The sequence below is a fragment of the Nonomuraea sp. NPDC005650 genome, from assembly GCF_040605375.1.
Taxonomy (GTDB): Bacteria; Actinomycetota; Actinomycetes; order Streptosporangiales; family Streptosporangiaceae; genus Nonomuraea.
Map to the genome: position 1 here is coordinate 1 of NZ_JBEXCR010000085.1, position 18,678 is coordinate 18,678.

The following is an 18,678-nucleotide window of genomic DNA, read 5'->3' on the forward strand; positions in this document are numbered from 1 at the left end:
GACCTTCCTCGCCCACCAAACCCCCGCCGAACACCAGCTGGGGTTCGCTGCCGCCTGCCCAGCTGAGGCGGGATTTACGGGTCAGATTTCTTAGGAGGGCAGGGGTGGGCGGCTCGCAATACCTCAAGAAGGAACGGGCTTCGCCCGTACGTCTAACCCCCGGCCGAACCTCACCGTCGCCCATCCCGCCAGGGTTATCAAGCGAACTAACTGGTCAGCCGCTTGAAGGGTTGTAAGGCACGTAAGACAAGTAGGCTGGCCGCGCTGCTACGCCTGACCCCGGGACCAGATCCAATCTGGGAGCTCAAGTCGAGGGTATCGCCGTCTGCGGGAGCATTCAGCAGCGCAGGCGGGCGATGTAGCCGGGGCCTGTCGGGTCACGCTCCAGGGCCTCCAGGGTCCACGCTGACTCGGCGACGGCGGCGGCGAGTTCGTCCGGTGTCGCGAGCCAGTAGTCGAACCACGGTGTCGTTGTCGCGCCGTCTCGCACCCGGATACGCAGCTGTCCGCGAGCCCGCCCGCGGCAGAGGTTCCAGGCCTGGTAGTCGGCATGGGCGGCGCCGCCGTCGCCGGGGTCCATGCCCGAGCCGATCAGCTGTGCGCCGGGGCGGGCCACCGCGGCAAGTGCCGCCAGGACTTCGGGCGCCTGCGCCGGGCCGCCCAGCAGGCCAAGGTTGTTGCCGAACAGGGCGATCGTGTCGAACTCTCCGAGCCCCTCGGGCAGGGACGGCACCGAGCCGATGACCGCCTCGACCCCCCGCTCGCGCGAGACGCGCACCGCTTCGGGAGACGACTCCAACCCCACCACCTCACGGCCGAGAGCCAACCATGGAACGGCGTGCCGCCCGCCACCGCACCCCACGTCCAGGATCCGGCCGGCAGCCTGCTCCCAGCCCCAGCGCTCCAGGGCCGACCAATGCTCCGGCTCGGCGAAGTACCGCGACGCGTCGTTGGCAGTGATCAGGCCGTCGTCGCGCTCGATCACCTCCACCGCCGACCACGGCGCGGCGCCGGCGTCCCAGCAGCGGGCCAGGATACGGCCGAAGGCGTCGTCGATGCGGGGTTGCCGCGGGTACGGGTTCGAAGCCGGGTCTGTGTCCATGGGCGCAAGGGTGTCACCCGACCGCGGGGGCGCACATGTGAATAACCAGCGGGCACTTGCGCCGCTTGGCGTGACTTTTGGACACGTACGACCGGGCCTTGAGCGAGATGCATGAGAGGGGATCTCCGCAGGTGACCAACGTGCCTGGCCACCCCGGATAACTTGTCAGGCATGTTCTTTCGGAGCCCACTTGCCTCACATGCCTGACGCCTTCGCGGCACCCCAGATAGCCGACGCGGACGTCCTCATCTCAACCTGCTGTCGCGGAGGTCACAACCGCTTGGTGACGCCCAGCGCTTGATAGAAGGCGTGGGCAGGCCTTTACTGTTGGGCTCACAGCCGTTGTCGCGGCAAAGGCCGTGTCTGGTGTCCCGCTTCTTGATCCGTGAACGCACATCACATCACCGGCCTGCACGGCGACGTTGTGTCAGTCGATGAGTTCGACAGCCGACGTGAACAATTTGACGGTCTGTAGCGTCACAACTACGTTGGGATATCGCCGTGGTATCCCGAGGTGGGGGACGCGCATGGGCGGCAGCTGGCAACAGAAGCAACACGAGGATTTCCTCGACCGGTGGGAACGAGACGATCAGCTTCGGCGACACCGCAGGCGAAACCCGAATTCGGCTCCGAGCTCGGAAGGACTCCTGATGGTGCTGGGGCTGGTCGGCGGGGCCTTGCTCGTGGCTGCGCTCCTCGGATATCCCCCGTCCGAGGTATGGCACTGGGTACGCACCACAGCTGAGCGACTCATCAACACGTGGCTGAACGGTTAACCCAGGTCAACCCGCGTGACGCAAGGATTTGCCCTGCGGTCGGGGTCAACGCGTAAAGCCCCTGCGGTTGCGGAGGGCCTTACATCGTGGACGCGAGCGCTGCCCCCTCGGCTGAGCCGACTGCGTGGGCGGCTCAGCCGGCCCACACGATCGAGAAGACGTGCACGATCGCCGAGTCGTCATCGATCGCGTAGGAGACGAGCCCTGCCGCGCCGTACACCTGCTCGCGGTACCTGACGTCGTCGGGGTCGGGGACACCGTGGTGGTGGGGGTCGGCGCCGATGATGAGCAACTCGTCGACGAGCGCCTGCCAGGCTTGGGCCGGCAGGCCGGGAAGCTGCGCGCCGGCTGCCGCGTGGGAGTTGACCGCGTACTTCACCCGTGGCCGCCGCGCTCGGCGACCAGGTCGGCCCGGCCGGGAACCACGAGCTCAGCCGCCGTGGTGTTCTCACCACGGCGGGCGTCCGCGCGGGCCTGCTGGTAGCCAGGCGCCGAGTAGGCCGGCGATCGCAGCTGCCGGGTGCTCAAGGTGTCGGCGAGTTGCTGCCAACGCCACGTCTCATGCGGGGGGCGTCGCGGAGCTCGGCCGAGGTGCCGGTCGGTCTGGGACAACGGAACAAGGGGTTCCATCCTGCCGACCTGGCCGCAGTGCTCAGTAGACGACGATCTTCCCGGTGTTCTGCGGGAAGATCGCGTCGTTGTGGAAGTACTCGCCCGGCGTGTCGAACATGTGGGTGAACGACTGGCCGGGCATCAGCACGCCGCTGTCCGTCTACAGAGTGCCGCCGACCATGAGGGCCAGGTCGATGAGGCGGTTGGAGTAGCCCCACTCGTTGTCGTACCAGCCGACGACCTTGACCTGCGAGCCGAGCACCCGGGTGAGCTGGGCGTCGAAGATGCAGGAGGCGGGATCGGTGACGATGTCGGTGCTGACGATGGGTGCCTCGGTGTAGGACAGCAGACCCTTGTACGGACCCGCTGCGGCCTCGGCGTACGCCTCCTTGACCTCCTGCACGGTGGTCGGGCGGCGGGTGGTGACGGTCAGGTCGGTTACCGAGCCGGTCGGGACGGGCACCCGCAGGGCGAAGGCGTCGAGCCGGCCCTGGAACTCGGGCAGAACCAGGCCGATGGCCTTGGCGGCGCCGCTGGAGGTGGGGACGATGTTGAGCGCCGCGGCGCGGGCGCGGCGCAGGTCCTCGTGCGGCGCGTCCTGGAGGTTCTGGTCCTGGGTGTAGGCGTGAACGGTGGTCATCATGCCGGAGTCGATGCCGACCGCGTCGTGCAGCACCTTCGCCAGCACTCCGAGGCAGTTGGTGGTGCACGAGGCGTTGGAGATGACCGTGTGGCGTTCCGGGTCGTAGGCGTTGTCGTTCACGCCGAGCACGATCGTGACGTCCTCGCCACTGGCCGGGGCGGCGATGATGACCTTCTTCGCGCCGCCGTCCACGTGCGCGCGCGCCTTGGCGGCGCTGGTGAAAATGCCTGTGGACTCGATGACCACGTCCACGCCCAGATCCCCCCACGGCAGGTCGGCCGGGTCACGCTCGGCCAGCACCTTGACCGTGGTGTCCCCGGCACGGATCGCGCCGGGCTCGGCGACGATCTCGCCGGGGAAACGACCCAGGATCGAGTCGTAAGCCAGCAGGTGGGCCATGGTCGCCACGTCGCCGAGATCGTTGACCGCGACGATCTCCAGATCGGCGCCCCGGGCCGCCGCCGCGCGGAAGACGTTGCGGCCGATCCGCCCGAAGCCATTGATACCAACACGAACAGTCATATGCGCCGCTCCCCGTACTGGAGAAGCTGTCGTTCACGACACTGTCGGTGCTGGACACCCTCGCCTTCAGCAGCAGCCCGATGCGGCTGACCGACCTGACCAGGACGGAGCAGGTCAGCCAGCCCGCCACCACTCAGCTGGTCACCCGGCTGGAGCGCGACGGGCTGGTGGAGCGCCGCCCCGACCCGAGCGACGGACGCGCCGTCCTCGTCCACATCACCGAGGCCGGCCGCCGGATCGGCCGCTCCCGCCACGACGACCGGACACGCCGTCTGGCCTCGCTGATCGCCCGGCTGACCGCCGAGCAGCGACGGGTGATCGCCCACGCGCTGCCCGCCCTCACCGGGCTCGCGGAGCTCGGGCACGCCCAACGGCCCGGCTGAGTCCTCCAGAAGGCGCTCGGCCGGCGGGCTCCACTCGCGCAGCGGCGGCTCGCCGGGGGTGCAGGTGAGCACGTGGAGGCTGACGTGGTCCGCGCCGGCGTCGCGTACCCGCCCGATGTCGTCGGGGCCGCCGGTGGCCACGAGGGCCGCGACCAACCGGTCGTCAAGGGCCTCGGCGTTGGCGAATCCCAGGTCGCGCAGCAGCGTGAGCCGGTTGGGCAGGGTGGCGCCCCAACGTGCGCCTGCTGATTCCCGTGCCCGGCTCGTTCGTCGAGGCGATGAGCAACTACGAGACGCTCGTTCCTTCCCTGGACTCCGATCGCGTCGAAGACCTCGTCCGGCGGCAGGCGTCGTGGGACGAGGTGATCGAGCAGGCCCGCGAGAACGCCCCGCACGGCTTCGTGATCTTCTGGCGCTTCGAGGTCACGTCACTCATGAGCCTGGCAGGCGACGAGTGGCCGTGCGTCCTGTACCTCATGGGCAACCACACGGTCGCGCAGCGAATGTTCCACCACGACCCCGCGGTCATGCTGAGCGCCCCGCTCCGCACGGTGCTCTGCGCCGGCGCGTCCGGTGTCGTGACATTGGAGGTCGACCAGCCCAGCAGCCGCTTCGGCAGTTACGGCAACCCCGAGATCGCCGCCGTGGGACGCGAACTCGACGGCATGCTGGCCGACCTGCTGGATGCGCTCGGCGCCCCAGTGCCGAGTGAACTTCGGGCTCAACGCTGACGAAGCCGGGCGAGAGCCGGCCCCTGGAACGACCGAGTCGTTGGCGAAGCTGATGTTCTTGTCCCCGATCTCCAAGGACGACCCTGAAGCACTGACCGTGTCCCCGGCGAGTTCCTCGTAAGGCGCGGCCTGTCGGTAAGGATGGCCCCACCGGCCGTCATCTGAGATGACGCCCAGGTCAGGTCCGGTGCGGGCGTTGAGGATGACCGCGGCCTCCTTCACGTGTGTGCCGCGACTCCCGACGTCAAGGAGGCGGCATGGTGATCGAGGAACAGCCGGGCGAAAGCAGGGTGGCGGCTTATCAGCATCGCCCTGGTATGTCTCACCACGGCTGGAGTGCTCTGGGTCGGGCAACGTCATCTGTGGTTGTCCGCGGTCCTGTGTTCCTCATCCACCTTCCTCTCATCACCAAACGGCGAGCGGGTCCGGGCCAGGACTTCGGGGTCGGATGATCAGTCAACGCGACGGAAGGCCGCGCGATAGTCCCTCGGGCGTCGTCCGGTGTGCTTGGCGAAGAGGGCAGCGAACGTGCTGGGGTCCCTGTACCCGACCGCGGCGGAGATGCCGGCGACGGTTCGGTTCGTGGTCTCAAGGAGGTGGCGGGCGCGACGGACACGCGACGACTGCAGGTACTCCAGCGGGCTCTGGCCGGTCTCCTCCGCGAAGCGCCGCAGCAGCGTCCGAGTGCTGACCTTGAACGTGTCCGACAACGCGGCAAGGTCGTATCGCGCGGCAAGGTTCTGGTCGAGCCGTCGCATGACCTTGTGGGAGAACTCGTTTCCGGGCTGCGGAAGAAGCCGCGCGTCGACGTATGGAATCTGGGACGATCGCGCATCGTCGATGAGCGCCACCCGAGCGGTTGTCCGTGCCACGCCGGCACCGCTGTGTTGGCGGATCAGATCCAGCGCGAAGTCGTACATGGCGCTGAAGGCCGCCGTCGTCGTCACCCCCGTGTCGGTGACGACCAGACGTTCGGGTCGGACGTCAGCGTCCGGACAGCGTCGAGCCAGTTCGTCCGCGAGGAGCCAGGCTGTCGTAGCCTGGCGTCGGTTGAGGAGTCCAGCCTCGGCGAGCAGGAACGCACCGACGCAGATCGAGACGACGGCAGTGCCCGCTGCCGCGTGTGAGCGGATCGCCGCAATTTCAGGGGCGAGTGGTGCGAGCTCGGCGTCCACGTCCAGGCCCGGCAGGAGCTCGAACCCTGGCACGACAAGGACATCTACCTCGCGCAGCGGAGTGACGTCCAATGCCGCACCACCCGATGCGGCGACTCTGCGTCGGGGCGAAACGATCGACACCTCGTATCCGGAGCCGTCCGATCCGGCAATGTGCGTGGCCATCGTCAGGAGATCGGGTACGCCGAACACTTCGGACGCGAAGCAGCCTGGATAGGCCAGGACACCAACCCGCAGCGCGCTCACGCTCGCCTCCTCACCACCAGCCAGTGGCGAGATTACCCCCATCCATGGCGATCTGGCCTCTCACCTTGTGCAGGTGCATCGGTCCACGCTGTCACTATGAGCGCTGCCAGCGGACGACTTGACGACATGATCATGGACTTCTCCCGCCGACTCGTGGACGTGGAGGGGGTGGTCAAGACTGTGTACACCTCGGGTTCCGGGCCGGCCGTGGTGTTGATGCCGGAGATGCCCGGCATCAGTCCTGACGTCCTTCGACTGGCGCGGTGGCTGCGGGATGCGGGCTTCACCGTCTATGTCCCCTCGCTCTTCGGGATCGACGGCGCCTATCCCACGGTCGAGGGTGGTACGGAGGTCGTCCGCCGCGCGTGTGTCAGTGCCGAGTTCCGTGCGTTCGCCGGGGGTGGGACCAGCCCCGTCACGGCATGGCTACGTGGGCTCGCGCGCCAAGCCCATGCCGAATGCGGCGGTCCGGGAGTCGGCACGATCGGACTGTGCTTCACCGGCAACTTCGCTCTCACCATGGCGCTTGAGCCGGCTGTCATCGCGCCGGTGGTCAACCACCCGTCGCTGCCGCTGGACGACCCTGCCGGACTCGAGATCAGCGACGAGGACGCGCACGGGGTCCGAGACCGCATCGCGCGCGACGGGCTGAAGGTTCTCGCCTACCGCTTCGACGACGACCGCTGGTGCACCGGCCAGCGTTTCGCCGCCTACGAGGCACTCCTTGGCGACGCCTTCGACGGTCGTGTTCTTTCGGGCAGTTCCGCGAACACCAGCCCGCCACCGTTCTTCGCCGACGTGGTCGGGACCCCCCACAGCGTTGTCACCGCCCACCTCGTTGATGAGGAAGGGCATCCCACGCTGAAGGCCAGGGACGAGATCGTCGCTTTCCTGACCGACCGCTTGAGGCCGTTCGGACATTCCGAGACGGTCTCCGGGATGCCAAGGTGATCGCTCACTGCTTGAGTGAGGCCCGGGCATATGCGCGGAGCCTGTGCGCTCTTGGGCGTGACCAGGTCGCCGCGCCGCCACATCCTCCGCACGGCCGTGTTGCGGTTGGGAGCGGGACACAGCCAGGCGTCCTTCAGGAGGTGCAGGGCTCGGACGGCGTGATGCGGGAAACGATCATTGCCTTTGCGGCAAGCGATCTTCCGAACCTCTCTTCCGGCTCAGGCCGTGGTCGGGGGCCGCGGCCTCACGAGCCCGGTCGCGTAGGCGATGACGACCAGTTGGGTGCGGTCCCTGGCCCGCAGTTTGGTCATTGCGCGCTGGACGTGCGTGCGGACCGTCAGCGGGCTGACGACGAGCTCGTCTGCGATCTCGGCGTTCGACTTGCCTTCCGCGGCCAGGATCATGATCTGACGCTCACGCGCGGTCAGGACGGCAAGCCGCTCGATCGGTTCCGCCGGGGCTTCCGGTTTCGCGGCCGTGAGGAACTGGGTGATCAGCGACCGCGTCGCCGTAGGAGACAGGAGCGCGTCGCCGGCCGCCACCGTGCGAATGCCGTCAAGCAGGGCGTCCGCCGAGACATCCTTGCCGAGGAATCCGCTCGCGCCGGCGCGCACGGCTTGGGCGACGTATTCGTCGGTCTCGAAGGTCGTGAGGATGAGTACGCGCGTCGCAGAAAGGCGCGCGTCGCTGCAGATCGCGGTGGTTGCGGCGAGCCCGTTCGTCCCTGGCATGCGGATGTCCATCAGGACGACCGTCGGCTGGTGGGACCGGCTGAGCGCGATTGCCTCCTCGCCGTCGGCGGCTTCGCCGACCACCGCCATGTCGGGCGTGGCCTCGATGAGCATGCGGAACGTTGTGCGCAGGAGCGCCTGATCGTCGGCGAGAAGCACCCGGATGGTCACGATCGGATCCTCGGGGTCAGGGCCGGATCGGCAGTTCGGTGCGGACGGTGAACCCGCCCTCGGGGCGCGGCCCGGCGTGCAGCCGTCCGCCGGCGGACTCGGCACGCTCGCGCATGCCGAGGATACCGAAGCCCGGGTTCCGGCTCGCCGGAGCGGGGGACGGCAGCCCCGTGTCGTTCTCGACGGTGACGGTCAGTCGGTCGCGTCCGTAGGTCAGCCGCACAGCCGCGGTCCTCGTGGTGGCGTGCTTGACGACGTTGGTGAGCGCTTCCTGCACGATGCGGTATGCCGTCAGGTCCACGTCCGGCGGAAGCTCCCGCCGCTCGCCGTCGGTGACGACCTCGACATCGAGTCCGGCAGAGGCGAACGCGTCAGTAAGCTCGGGGAGCTGCCCGAGGCCGGGGGCCGGTTCCAGCGGGGAGGTGTGGTCGTCCAGGTGGCGCAGGAGCCCGACTGCGGCCTTGAGCTCGCGCAACGCGGCGGAGGTCGTCACGGTCAACTCCGCCAGGATCGGCTCGACCTGATCCGACCGATTCCTGGAGAGGTAGGCGGCGGTGCCGGCCTGGGCGTTGGCGAGCGCGAGATGATGTGCGACGACATCGTGGAGTTCGCGGGCGATGCGCACGCGCTCCTCGGCGACACGGTGGCGGGCCTCTTCCTCACGGTTCTTCTCGGCCTGCTCGGCGCGAGCCGTCACGGCGGCGACGTAGTCCTGCCGGAGCCGGTTGAATCCGGCCAGCACAATCGGGAGCAGAAGGAAGAGGATCGGGTTGAGGACGGCGAGGAACCACGGGTACACGCCTTGGCCGCCGAGCACCTCCGACACCAGGACCAACACTGTCGTTGCGAGGTAGAACCTCCAGGCGGTCCGCTGCGGGACCCGCACGGCCAACTCGTACAGCGCGATCATCGCCGGGGTCAGCAGCAATGGGGTGATCAGGTAGCCGAAACCGCCGGCGACCGCGGCGCACAGCGCGGTGACCACCACGACCGTGCGCGGGAAGCTGCGCCGCCACAGCAGGGCCAGAAGGCCGACCACAGCCGGGGGGATCGCGGACTCCCACGTTAGATTGTCGCTAGTGGAGAGGCCGGCGTTGAGCACCGCGGGACCGGACACCGCCAGGAGCAGCACCACGGTCAGCGCCACGTCGACCACGCGCGGATGATCCTTGCCGAAGTGGCGCCAGCTGGAGGTCATCACGCGCTCCAGCCGAGGTCCCCAATCCATGATCGCTGCTCCCCGCACCGGAACGATCGCCAGACCGGCTGCTCAGGCGTCCGACGGCCCGGCACCCACCGGGTCACACACCGCCCCGGACGACGCCGGCCGGACCGCCGGCGTCTGCGTAGTGTATCGGCGGCGCAGCGCCGCGCCTTCGAGATCGACGTGGGGCAGCAACCGATCCAGCCACCGGGGAAGCGACCACGCACGTTCGCCGAGCAGCGCGAGCAGCGCGGGCACCAGCGCCATCCGCACAACGAACGCGTCGAACAGTACGGCGGCGGCGAGGCTGAAGCCGATCATCTTGATCATGGCGAGGTCGGCGCCCACGAAGCCGGAGAAAACAGCGATCATGATGAGTGCGGCGGCCACCACGACCCGGGCACTGCGCCGGAAGCCGGTGACCACCGACTGCCCGGCGGGCTCCCCGTTGACGTACGCCTCTCGCATGCGGGAGACGAGGAAGACCTCGTAGTCCATGGCGAGCCCGAAGATCATGCCCACCAGCACGATCGGCATCAGGCTGATGATCGGCCCGGTCTGCTGCAGGCCGACCAGGTTGGCGGCCCAGCCCCACTGGAACACCGCGACGACCGCGCCGAGGGCGGCGAGCACGGACAGCAGGAAGCCGAAGAGGGCCTTGAGCGGCACGATGAGCGACCGGAAGATCATCAGCAGGAGCAGGAAGGCGAGGCTGAGCACGACCGCGAGATATCGCACCAGTCCGCCGGGTACCTTCGAAGCGACGTCGATGTTGACCGCTGTCAGGCCACTGACCAGGAAGCTCGCGCCCGTGCCCGCTTCGGTGGAGGTCCGCTCGCCACGGATGCGGTGGACGAGGTCCTCCGTCGCTTCACTGGTCGGTGCGGTGGCCGGGGTCGCGGTGAAGAGCGCCGTGTCGCCCGCCGGGTTGAACCGGGGTGGCGAGACCGCGGCCACGCCCGGCGTGCGCCTGATGGCCGCGGCGATGTACTCGACCGCGCCCTGCCGGTCACCGGCGCCATGCGCGTCGACCACGATGGACAGCGGGCCGTTGACGCCTGGGCCGAAGGCGCGGGCGAGCGCGTCGTAAGCTCGCCGCTCGGTGGTCGCGGTGGACTTGGCTTCGTCGCCGGGCGTGCCGAGCTGCAGCTGCGTCACCGGCAGGGCGAGGACGGCCAGGAGGGTGATCGAGCCCGCCAGCACGAGGGCCGGGCGGCGCAGGACGAACGACGCCCACCGCGTGCCGGCGTTGTCCGCGGTGCCCTCGGGCTGCGTGGTCGAGCTGCCCTTGCGAGCCCGGCGGGCCAGCACGACGTTGGGCCAGAAGCCGAGCAGGGCGGGCACCAGGGTGAGGGCGATGAGGACCGCGACGGCGATGGCCACGGCGGCGGTCAGGCCCATCTTGGCCGCCGCCGGGATGCCGATCAGCGCGAGCCCGGTCAGCGCGATGATCACGGTGAGCCCGGCGAAGACGACGGCCGACCCGGCGGTGCCGACGGCGAGGCCGGCCGCCTCGTGCGCTGGACGGCCCCCTTCCCTTTCCTCGCGGTAGCGCGAGACCACGAGCAAGGCGTAGTCGATGCCGACTGCGAGGCCCAGCATGGAGGCCAGGGTGCTGCTCGTCGCGGAAAGCCCCAGTGCCGCGCCGGTGGCGAAGATCGCGAGCGTACTGATGCCGACGCCGAGGACGGCGGTCAGCAGCGTCAGCCCCGCGGCCACCAGGGAGCCGAAGGTGACCAGCAGCACCACTCCCGCCACCGCCAGACCCACCAGCTCGCTCACGCCGCCGATCGACGGCTTCTCCGCCAGCACCGGCCCGCCGACCTCGATCGTCAGCCCGGATGCGCGGGCGGCGTCGACGGCGGAGCGCAGCTGGCTCTTGGTGGCGTCGTCGAGGTCGTCCGGCTTCACCTTGTACGCGACAGTGACGAAGGCGGTGGACTGGTCGGGACTCACCGTGTGCGCCTTGAACGGGCTCACCGCGGCGGCTACTTGCGGTCCGCGCGAGACTCGGCCGACGAGCGCCTCGATGGCTGCGCGGTTTCCCGGGTCGGTGACCTGCCGCCCGGCGGAGGCGACGAACACGACGCGGGCGCTTGCCTTGTCGATGCTGCCGGCTTGGCCCGGGAACCGTTGCTGCACCAGGTCCAGCGCCGCCTGCGATTCGATGCCGGGCATGGACCCGTTCTCTGGGGGCAGCGCCGGCGCAGTGCTCGAGGCGAAGCCGATGGCGCCGAGCAAAATCAGCCACAGTAGGAGCACGAGCCGGCGACGGCGGAAGGCCAGCCGGCCCAGCCGGTAGAGGTAGGTAGCCAAAGGACGGCCTCCTGATCGGGAATGGGAACCTCGTTAGGTTTGCGTGTGCAGGTCCGTCCCGTCGTCGTGCGGTTGCTGGCACCCGCGTACTGAAATCGCAGTACCTCGTAGAGGAAGAGCCAACAGGCGTCGGGGATCAAGGGTCGCGCCGCTGCATCTGACCGAGGGCGAGCGGGCTGAGCTTGAGCGGTGGGTACGGCGGCGCAAGGGCGCCCAGGACATGGCGTTACGGGCCCGGCTGATCCTGGCGTGTGATGCGATCGGCGGGGACGGTTTGCCCGTATCCACCAAGGTGGTCGCCGAGGAGATCGGGGTATCGCGCGAGACCGTCTCGAAGTGGCGTCGGCGCTTCCTGGCTGACCGGCTGATGGGTCTGGCCGACGAGCCGCGTCCGGGCCGGCCGCGGACGGTGAGTGATGAGCAGGTGGCGGAGTTGGTCGCGCGCACCCTGGAGACCAAGCCCGCCAACGCCACGCACTGGTCGACACGATCCATGCGCCGAGCTGACGACCAAGCAGTTACGACGCGGCGTCCACAAGACAGTGCAGGCGCACGCGGGGGCGATGCGTCACGAGTCCGGCACGGGTACCCCTGCCCTCATTCGGGCTGGGCGGTTTCCCGCCACACATCCCAGGCCCGATTGATTTGTGAGCGAATCGAATTGGTTGCGGCGATACCTTCCTGCACGGTCAGGTAACGAGGCGTGCCAAGAGCCAAAGCCTGCGCTTGAAGGCGAGCATTGACCTCGGTGTAGACGGCGCGGTACACCGCTTCGGGCAGCGAAGCACCCACTGCTACCGAGCCGTGACCGCGCATGAGTGCGACGGTCCCCTCCCCCAGCGTCTCCGCCAATGCGACTCCCAGTGACGGCGAGGTGATCAGGAGGTCGGAACCGTCGCCGGCGTAGTCGCTGATCTCGAAGACAGGGACCGGGTGCTCGGCGAGGAAACCGGCCACATGCATCACCGGACGCAGCGGCACCGCCACCACACCGAACGGCACCACCGACGGCGAGTGGCTGTGTACCACGGCCATCACGTCCGGGCGGCGGCGATAAATCTCGGCGTGGATGAAGCGCTCGAGGTACGGCCGGTGGCTACCGGGTGCCTCACCCTCCAGGTCGTGAACCATCAGATCCGCGGCCGTCACCGAAGCAGGGGCCAGGCTGCGCGACAGCAAGAACGCGGCGGAACCGGCCGCGGTCCTGGCACTGACGTGCCCGTAGGCATCCAGCACCCCCTGCGCGACAAGGATGCGGTTGGCCGCGACCAGCTGGCCGCGAAGCGTCAATTCGGTGCCGTCGACGCGAAGCAATGGGCTCACGCTGCACCTCCAATTCGTTCAGCTCATTCAGTCGAGGCAACCGATCACGGCGGCCGGCGCGAAGGGCCCGAGCAGACCCACCGGCGACGCCGCGGCCACGGTGGCACCCGCGATGCCGGCGCCGGCGACAGTCCCGGCCGTCACCCTGATGGCCGCACCGGCACTGATGGTGCTGGTCATGCGGGCCCACGTGGCCTGCTCCCGGTCGTAGGGCGTCTTCCACGGAGCGGTGTTCTGATACGGCTGGTAGAGCGCGTGGGCGAGGTCGAACAACGGTGGCGTGACCGTCCGTGCCCGGTGCGGCGGCGAACCTGCTCGCGCCGCGATGCGGTCAGGGGTGGGGTTCTGCGGTTGTGGGCCGTCGGTCCTCGTGCTGCGGGTCGGTCGGGGCGTTCGCGGTGAGTGCGGTGTCGACGCCGAGGGTGCCGAGTAGTGTTGCGCTGCCGGGTGATCCGAGTGGCTCGTCGCGGCCCGGGAGCGGTTCGGTGAAGAATCGCGCGTTGTCCTCGGCCCATTCCGGGGCGTCGGCCGGCGGCCCCCAGGTAATGGCCTCGACCGGGCATACGGGTAGGCAGTTGCCGCATTCGATGCATTCGTCGGGGTGGATGTAGCGTCTGCGTGCCCCTTCGTAGATGCAGTCGACGGGGCAGACATCGACGCACGAGCCGTCGAGTTCGTCGACGCACTGGGCGCCAATCACGTAGGCCATGAGAGTGAGCGTCCTAACGTGGTTCGGGAATGGTGGCCGTGGCCATGAGGTCGGTGGAGTGACCGGGGAAGACCGGTTCGCCGGGTCGTAGTTCGGCGGCGAGGTTGTTGACGGCGGTCGCGGCCTCGCCGAATCCGACGGCCATGATCCGGACCTTTCCCCGGTGCGCGGTCACGTCGCCGATGGCGAACACGCCGGGCAGGGTGGTGGCCATGCGCTCGTCGACGACGATCTGCCGCCCCGACAGCTCGAATCCCCACGTCGCCAGGGGCCCGAGAGTGGCAGTGTGGCCGAGCGCGGCGATCAGCGCGCCGGCCGGGAAGCGGCGCTCGGTGCCGTTCCGGTGTCGGACGGCGACCGCTTCGAGATGGTTCTCGCCGTGGGTTGCGATCACCTCGCTGTCGAGAAGGATCCGGGCGCGTGATTGCCGCAGCCGGCTGACCGAGCGGGGGTGCGCGCGCAGGATTCGGCGGCGGTGCACCACGGTCAGCGAGCGCGCGACGGGCTCGACCATGAGTGACCAGTCGACGGCGCTGTCGCCGCCGCCGACGATCACCACGTCGCGGTCGCGATAGGCGGCCAGATCGCCCAGGCTGTAGGTGAAGCCGCAGCCAAGGTGCGGTTCGGCCGCGTCGAGCCGGCGAGGCTGAAAACTTCCGATACCGGCCGCGATCACCACGCCGTCGATGCACATACGCCGGCCCTGGTCAGTGGTCACGGTGAACCGGCGTCCGGGCCCGGGCGGGTTGCGCAGCAGCGCCATCGCCTGCTCCCCCAGCACCCAGGCCGGGCTGGCCACTTCGGCCTGCACGGTCAGCGCCCTGGTCAGCTCGGCTCCCGTGACCGCAGGCAGCCCGGCGACGTCGTAGATCGGCTTCTGCGGATACAAGGCCATCAATTGGCCGCCGGGTTCGGGCAGAGAATCCAGCAGCACCACCGAGAGTTCGCGCAGACCCGCGTAGTAGGCGGCGTACAGGCCGCTTGGGCCCGCGCCGACGATCAGGACGTCGGCATCGAGATCGCCGAGCCGGTCGGTGGCGGTCACGACGCCGACCCGATGGTGTCTGCGAGCAGCGACATCGTCATCTGCCACGCCTTCGCGGCGGCATCGGCGCGGTACAGCGTGGGCCGCGCGTCACAGTGAAAGGCGTGCCCCGCACCGGGAAAGACCTCCAGACGCAGGTCCACGCCGGCGCTGTCAGCGGCGGCGCGTATCTGGTCCCGATGCGCGGCCGGGATGGTGGGGTCCTGGTCACCGACGATCATCAGCACAGCTCCGGTGATGTTCGCGAGGCGGTCCAACACCGCGTGGGGACCGGCCACCACGCCGGGCCCGTAGAACGCCACGGTCGCGCCGAGCTCCGGTGTGCTGGTCGCGGCGGTGACGGCCGCGCGGCCACCGAAGCAGAACCCGATACTCGCGCAGCGCTGCGGCGGAATGTGCTCATGCTCGTCGAGATGGTCCAGCACCGCGTGAATGTCGGTGGTGATCTCCTCCGGCGAGAGGGCGTCGATCAATGCCATGGCAGTGTCTCGATCGGTGTAATCCACCGCTCCCCCACCGGTGCGGTGGAACAACTCCGGCGCCAGGGCGAGATAGCCCTCGGCGGCCACCCGGTGGGTGACGTCGCGAATGTGATCGTTGACCCCGAACGCCTCCTGCAGGACCATCACAGCGGCGCGCGGGGTGATCGGATCGGCTGGTCGCACACGGTAGACACGCATCAGACCGTCCCGGGTGGACAGTTCGAGCCAGTCGGCTTTCACAGGTTTCCCTTCAACACGCACGGGTCAGCACAAGCCCGTCGCCGAACGCGGCGTAGGCGGCCGCCGCCGCGGGGTGCAACGGGATCGGCGTGGTCGCGATCGCGGTCGGATCGAGCGGGTAGGTCACCGGGCTGCGATCGGACGGTAGATGGCGATACTGCGATTCCAGCGCCTCGCGCGTGGCCACAAGACACCACGCGATCATGAACGCGATGTCGTCGGGCAGGTCGGCGCGGCACACGAGCAGGAAGTCGGAATACTCCGGCGTGGTGAGATCGTGCTCCAGGCCCGGTAGGTAGCCGCTCGGCACAACAGCAGTGGGCCAGCACCACTGCGCGAACGCCTCGACCACCGCGGGGTCGGCGTCGAGATAGACGACGTCCTTGTGCTCGGCGACCCGCTGCCAGGACGGCGTCATGATCGCCTCCTGGATCAGGACATTTGCCCGCCCGTCACGGAATGCGTCGATCGCGGGGAACGGGCGCTCGGCGTAGATCACCGCTGCCGCGGCGCCGAGCCGGTCAGGCGTGACACGGACCGCGGTCAGCAGCCGGTGTGCGGCCGCCCCGATCAGGTTGACACCGTCATCAGGGCTGGTCGCGATCCGCAGCGATGGCAGCATGGCGGCCAGGTCACTCATCGTGGACGCACCCAGAGCCTTGTCCACACAGGCGACCAGCCGGTCACGCTGGGGCACGGCGCCCAGGGCACGCAACTGGTCGGCGCCGCGCACGGCGAGCGGACCGACCCCGGCGGCGATCCCCGCGGCCGCTGCGGCCGGTGTCAGGAGCGCGGCATCGGCGTCCTGCGCGAGCACGTTGTGCACGGCATCGGCGCCGCCGCGCCCCGACCAGATGCCGAACCGGGATCCCGGGGCGGAGCGGTCCCCGATCTCCTGGCACAGCCATCCGCACACGCGGTGCAGGTTCGCCTGCCCCCAATCCCCCTGGAATATCACCGAGATTTCCCGGTCGATGAAGGGCTCGGCCGGCTCTTTCCGGTCGGGTGGGCGCGTTTTCACAACGCCCCGCCGGCGATTGCGGCCACCTGCTCGGCGTCCAGCGTGTGATCGATTTCGTGGATTTTCTCGAACGGGAAGCCGATCCGCTCGAATTCCTGTTCCACCGCGTCCCGGTTCTCGGCCTCGTACACGGTGGCGATGAACCCGGAGCCGAAATTGACATAGAGGTTCCGGAACGTGGCGTGCACGCCCTGGGCGACCTCAGGAGCGTATCCGGCAACCTCTTCGGACGAGAGTCCCGGTGCCTGATGGAGGGTGAGAAAGATGGCCATGGTCTGAGCTTTCTTCGTCGAGTGTGATCGGGGCGGGACGATTCAGGCCGTTGCCGGCTCGTCGCGCAACTGCTTCGCGATCTCCGGCCACCCGGAAAAGGGGGTCATGTCGATGCGCGGATACGTGGTGCCGCAACCGGCGCAGCTCCGCAACGCCTCATTCGCGTTGAACTCGGCGCAGGCGTCGTAATACCCTTGCTGGGCGACCGTTTCGGCGGTGTCCCAGTCGACGCGATGCAACTCCCGGTCACAGCCCGTGCAGTACCACGCGACGGCCTCCAGGTCGGGCCTCCGCGCCTTGTAACGCAGCTGCACGCTTTCCTCGCGGGGCACGATTCGGTGCGGTGTTCCCGCCGGAATGTAGACGTGATCGCCGATTTCCGTCGAGAACCGGTTCACCGAAGAATCCTTGAGATGGACCACCGCGGTGCCCGACATTTGAACCAGCACCGTGTCCTTGCTGCAGATCAGCCAGAACGGCTGCATCACCGTGTTGCGCGACAGATGCGCCTGCGGGTCCACATCGGCCGGCAGTATCGGCATCTCCGCGTAGTCGCCGAGCTCCTGCGCCGCCTTGAGCGCGTGCAACATCCGGCGCCTTTTCATGCCCCCACCACCTCGATGACCGCGCTCAAAGCGGCCCTGGCCCGATTGGCGGTGACGGTCTGCTGCACGTACCGCCGCCAACCCCACGTCGTGACCGGGAACTCGTCGTTGACGTGACCGCATTTGCCGCAGGTCCGGACGGACTCCTGGCTGAATCGCGCAGCCGCCTCCACGGCCCCACCGGTGGTGTTGAAGACCGGGTACTCGTCGTTGTCGGGATCACCGCCCCACGAGCCGGGCTCGTAGCCCTGGACGCCTTTGGCTGTCGCGTTGTACTCGAAACGCAGCAGCTGGTCGTGGCACTTCTCGCAGCGGAAGATGATCGCTTCGTGCTGTGGCTGGTCGTCGGACTGCCGCTGGGTGATCGTCATCATTCCGAACGCCTCGGGGTCGCGCGGATCGCGCAGGAACGAGTTCACCCCGTGCAACCTCTGGGTGGCGAAGATCTGCCCGGTTTGCAGCAACGCGCCGTTGGCGCCGAACACCACGGCGACTTCCTCGACGGAATTCCAATGGAAAAACTGGCCGAATTCACCTTTGTCCGGGCCACCGGTGAAGACCGCGCCGCAGGGCACCATGGCGCCGGCGTCATGGTAGGGAAACAGGGGTTGCAACTGCGTCGCCGCGCCCGTCATCCGCTCATAGACGTTGATCTTGAGCGGTTCCCGACGGCCATCGGGTGGGGGGATGCGCCGAACCGCGCCGGTCAGAGCGGATTGTGAGCTGTGGCTGGTGTGAGCAGTGGGCATCATCGTCTCCTCGGATTGCTGACGCGTCCGATCTGGAAGGCCTCGACTGACGTCAGTATTGTCAGCTAGCTCACATATCGTCAAGTAGCTGTCGTGTGTACAAGTACCTGACGAATATGTGAGGATGGGCCTGTGACCGATGAGAAACTGACCCGTGCGGGAACCGCGGCCACCCAGGTCATACTGGCCACGTTCCGCGCCAACGGTGCGTTCCAAGCGGTCGGCGACGAGCTCACCAGCGATCTGCCGCTGACAACCGCCCAATGGCAGGTGATGGGCCCTATCGTCGCCGGAGGGCGGCCGCTGACCGTCGCGCAGATCGCCCGCCGGATGGGGCTGACACGCCAGAGCGTGCACGCCCTGGTCCGGCGGCTCGTCGATCAAGGCCTGGTGGAGTTCGCGCCGAACGCCGATCACCGCCGATCACCGCTCGTCCAGCTCACCGACGCCGGGTCGGCCGCTTATTCGATTCTGGACCGCAGACAGGTGGAGTGGGCGAACCGGCTGGGAGCGCGCATCCCGGAATCAGATCTTGAGACGGCCGAGCGCGTTCTGATCACGCTGTGTCAACAGCTCGAACGACCGGAGCAGGACATACCCGAGCGTGCCTCGAAGGCGCCGGGTTCGGTGGCCTGACCGGGGTTGAGCGGGTGAGTCGATCGCCGCTC

Annotated in this window: 22 protein-coding genes; 5 read left to right on the forward strand and 17 right to left on the reverse strand. The window is 68.5% G+C overall.

Annotated elements, in window-relative coordinates:
• Positions 1-337 precede the first annotated feature (337 nt).
• The 4 genes from ABZS69_RS64565 to gap all read right to left on the reverse strand — a co-directional run bounded on the left by ABZS69_RS64565 (position 338) and on the right by gap (position 3,655).
• Positions 338-1,102, reverse strand: a complete 765-nt coding sequence (locus ABZS69_RS64565; protein ID WP_355394268.1) for a class I SAM-dependent methyltransferase — start codon at positions 1,100-1,102, stop codon at positions 338-340.
• A gap of 909 nt (positions 1,103-2,011) precedes the next feature.
• Positions 2,012-2,257: a hypothetical protein gene (locus tag ABZS69_RS64570; RefSeq protein WP_355394271.1), complete on the reverse strand. Its 246-nt coding sequence runs from the start codon at positions 2,255-2,257 to the stop codon at positions 2,012-2,014.
• On the reverse strand, positions 2,254-2,406 hold the full coding sequence (locus ABZS69_RS64575) for a hypothetical protein (protein WP_355394274.1): 153 nt from the start codon (positions 2,404-2,406) through the stop codon (positions 2,254-2,256). The genes ABZS69_RS64570 and ABZS69_RS64575 overlap by 4 nt, the downstream gene beginning before the upstream one ends.
• A gap of 244 nt (positions 2,407-2,650) precedes the next feature.
• The gene (gap, locus tag ABZS69_RS64580; protein ID WP_355394277.1) at positions 2,651-3,655 is read right to left on the reverse strand and encodes a type I glyceraldehyde-3-phosphate dehydrogenase; all 1,005 of its coding nucleotides are present in this window, start codon (positions 3,653-3,655) and stop codon (positions 2,651-2,653) included.
• Positions 3,656-3,681: 26 nt separating this feature from the next.
• Between gap and ABZS69_RS64585 the strand changes: the two genes are divergently transcribed.
• Positions 3,682-4,038, forward strand: a complete 357-nt coding sequence (locus ABZS69_RS64585; RefSeq protein ID WP_355394364.1) for a MarR family transcriptional regulator — start codon at positions 3,682-3,684, stop codon at positions 4,036-4,038.
• A 236-nt stretch (positions 4,039-4,274) separates the two neighbouring features.
• Positions 4,275-4,769 carry a DUF302 domain-containing protein gene (locus tag ABZS69_RS64590; RefSeq protein ID WP_355394280.1) on the forward strand — a complete coding sequence of 165 codons (495 nt, stop codon included), beginning with the start codon at positions 4,275-4,277 and terminating at the stop codon, positions 4,767-4,769.
• Between the two features lie 452 nt (positions 4,770-5,221).
• Here ABZS69_RS64590 and ABZS69_RS64595 read toward each other — a convergent pair whose 3' ends face one another.
• Positions 5,222-6,190 (reverse strand): helix-turn-helix domain-containing protein, encoded by a 969-nt coding sequence (locus ABZS69_RS64595; protein WP_355394282.1) that lies wholly within the window; start codon positions 6,188-6,190, stop codon positions 5,222-5,224.
• 96 nt (positions 6,191-6,286) lie between these two features.
• Between ABZS69_RS64595 and ABZS69_RS64600 the strand changes: the two genes are divergently transcribed.
• Positions 6,287-7,141, forward strand: coding sequence for a dienelactone hydrolase family protein (locus ABZS69_RS64600; RefSeq protein WP_355394285.1), 855 nt, complete (start codon positions 6,287-6,289; stop codon positions 7,139-7,141).
• A gap of 218 nt (positions 7,142-7,359) precedes the next feature.
• Here ABZS69_RS64600 and ABZS69_RS64605 read toward each other — a convergent pair whose 3' ends face one another.
• The 3 genes from ABZS69_RS64605 to ABZS69_RS64615 are packed head-to-tail and all read right to left on the reverse strand — an operon-like array spanning position 7,360 to position 11,563.
• Positions 7,360-8,043, reverse strand: a complete 684-nt coding sequence (locus tag ABZS69_RS64605) for a response regulator transcription factor (protein WP_355394288.1) — start codon at positions 8,041-8,043, stop codon at positions 7,360-7,362.
• A 16-nt stretch (positions 8,044-8,059) separates the two neighbouring features.
• The gene (locus tag ABZS69_RS64610) at positions 8,060-9,271 is read right to left on the reverse strand and encodes a sensor histidine kinase (RefSeq protein WP_355394291.1); all 1,212 of its coding nucleotides are present in this window, start codon (positions 9,269-9,271) and stop codon (positions 8,060-8,062) included.
• A gap of 42 nt (positions 9,272-9,313) precedes the next feature.
• Positions 9,314-11,563, reverse strand: a complete 2,250-nt coding sequence (locus ABZS69_RS64615; RefSeq protein ID WP_355394294.1) for an MMPL family transporter — start codon at positions 11,561-11,563, stop codon at positions 9,314-9,316.
• Between the two features lie 220 nt (positions 11,564-11,783).
• On the opposite strand from ABZS69_RS64615, the gene ABZS69_RS64620 reads away from it, so the two are divergent.
• On the forward strand, positions 11,784-12,260 hold the full coding sequence (locus ABZS69_RS64620) for a helix-turn-helix domain-containing protein (protein WP_355394297.1): 477 nt from the start codon (positions 11,784-11,786) through the stop codon (positions 12,258-12,260).
• On the opposite strand, the gene ABZS69_RS64625 is transcribed toward ABZS69_RS64620, so the two are convergent.
• From ABZS69_RS64625 to ABZS69_RS64665, 9 genes are read right to left on the reverse strand one after another with little or no spacing between them, the layout of a single operon-like run.
• Complete coding sequence (locus ABZS69_RS64625; RefSeq protein ID WP_355394300.1) at positions 12,161-12,886, reverse strand: class II aldolase/adducin family protein; 726 nt, start codon at positions 12,884-12,886, stop codon at positions 12,161-12,163. The genes ABZS69_RS64620 and ABZS69_RS64625 overlap by 100 nt on opposite strands.
• Positions 12,887-12,913: 27 nt before the next feature.
• Positions 12,914-13,159 carry a hypothetical protein gene (locus ABZS69_RS64630; protein WP_355394303.1) on the reverse strand — a complete coding sequence of 82 codons (246 nt, stop codon included), beginning with the start codon at positions 13,157-13,159 and terminating at the stop codon, positions 12,914-12,916.
• A 58-nt stretch (positions 13,160-13,217) separates the two neighbouring features.
• The gene (locus ABZS69_RS64635; protein WP_355394305.1) at positions 13,218-13,595 is read right to left on the reverse strand and encodes a ferredoxin family protein; all 378 of its coding nucleotides are present in this window, start codon (positions 13,593-13,595) and stop codon (positions 13,218-13,220) included.
• Positions 13,596-13,608: 13 nt separating this feature from the next.
• On the reverse strand, positions 13,609-14,640 hold the full coding sequence (locus ABZS69_RS64640; protein WP_355394308.1) for an NAD(P)/FAD-dependent oxidoreductase: 1,032 nt from the start codon (positions 14,638-14,640) through the stop codon (positions 13,609-13,611).
• Positions 14,637-15,362, reverse strand: a complete 726-nt coding sequence (locus ABZS69_RS64645) for a dienelactone hydrolase family protein (RefSeq protein ID WP_355394311.1) — start codon at positions 15,360-15,362, stop codon at positions 14,637-14,639. The genes ABZS69_RS64640 and ABZS69_RS64645 overlap by 4 nt, the downstream gene beginning before the upstream one ends.
• A gap of 10 nt (positions 15,363-15,372) precedes the next feature.
• Positions 15,373-16,383: a TAXI family TRAP transporter solute-binding subunit gene (locus ABZS69_RS64650; protein ID WP_355394314.1), complete on the reverse strand. Its 1,011-nt coding sequence runs from the start codon at positions 16,381-16,383 to the stop codon at positions 15,373-15,375.
• On the reverse strand, positions 16,380-16,655 hold the full coding sequence (locus tag ABZS69_RS64655; RefSeq protein WP_355394317.1) for a nickel-binding protein: 276 nt from the start codon (positions 16,653-16,655) through the stop codon (positions 16,380-16,382). The genes ABZS69_RS64650 and ABZS69_RS64655 overlap by 4 nt, the downstream gene beginning before the upstream one ends.
• 42 nt (positions 16,656-16,697) lie before the next feature.
• Positions 16,698-17,261, reverse strand: a complete 564-nt coding sequence (locus ABZS69_RS64660; protein ID WP_355394320.1) for a hypothetical protein — start codon at positions 17,259-17,261, stop codon at positions 16,698-16,700.
• The gene (locus tag ABZS69_RS64665; protein WP_355394323.1) at positions 17,258-18,013 is read right to left on the reverse strand and encodes a hypothetical protein; all 756 of its coding nucleotides are present in this window, start codon (positions 18,011-18,013) and stop codon (positions 17,258-17,260) included. The genes ABZS69_RS64660 and ABZS69_RS64665 overlap by 4 nt, the downstream gene beginning before the upstream one ends.
• 129 nt (positions 18,014-18,142) lie before the next feature.
• Between ABZS69_RS64665 and ABZS69_RS64670 the strand changes: the two genes are divergently transcribed.
• Positions 18,143-18,646, forward strand: coding sequence for a MarR family winged helix-turn-helix transcriptional regulator (locus tag ABZS69_RS64670; RefSeq protein ID WP_355394326.1), 504 nt, complete (start codon positions 18,143-18,145; stop codon positions 18,644-18,646).
• Positions 18,647-18,678: the final 32 nt, after the last annotated feature.

Excerpts from the sequence above, each read along its gene's own strand:
- ABZS69_RS64565 (WP_355394268.1), bottom strand. The coding sequence starts at position 1,102 with ATGGACACAGACCCGGCTTCGAACCCGTACCCGCGGCAACCCCGCATC.
- gap (WP_355394277.1), bottom strand. The coding sequence starts at position 3,655 with ATGACTGTTCGTGTTGGTATCAATGGCTTCGGGCGGATCGGCCGCAAC.
- ABZS69_RS64600 (WP_355394285.1), top strand. The coding sequence starts at position 6,287 with ATGAGCGCTGCCAGCGGACGACTTGACGACATGATCATGGACTTCTCC.
- ABZS69_RS64610 (WP_355394291.1), bottom strand. The coding sequence starts at position 9,271 with ATGGATTGGGGACCTCGGCTGGAGCGCGTGATGACCTCCAGCTGGCGC.
- ABZS69_RS64620 (WP_355394297.1), top strand. The coding sequence starts at position 11,784 with ATGGCGTTACGGGCCCGGCTGATCCTGGCGTGTGATGCGATCGGCGGG.
- ABZS69_RS64635 (WP_355394305.1), bottom strand. The coding sequence starts at position 13,595 with ATGGCCTACGTGATTGGCGCCCAGTGCGTCGACGAACTCGACGGCTCG.
- ABZS69_RS64655 (WP_355394317.1), bottom strand. The coding sequence starts at position 16,655 with ATGGCCATCTTTCTCACCCTCCATCAGGCACCGGGACTCTCGTCCGAA.
- ABZS69_RS64660 (WP_355394320.1), bottom strand. The coding sequence starts at position 17,261 with ATGAAAAGGCGCCGGATGTTGCACGCGCTCAAGGCGGCGCAGGAGCTC.
- ABZS69_RS64665 (WP_355394323.1), bottom strand. The coding sequence starts at position 18,013 with ATGATGCCCACTGCTCACACCAGCCACAGCTCACAATCCGCTCTGACC.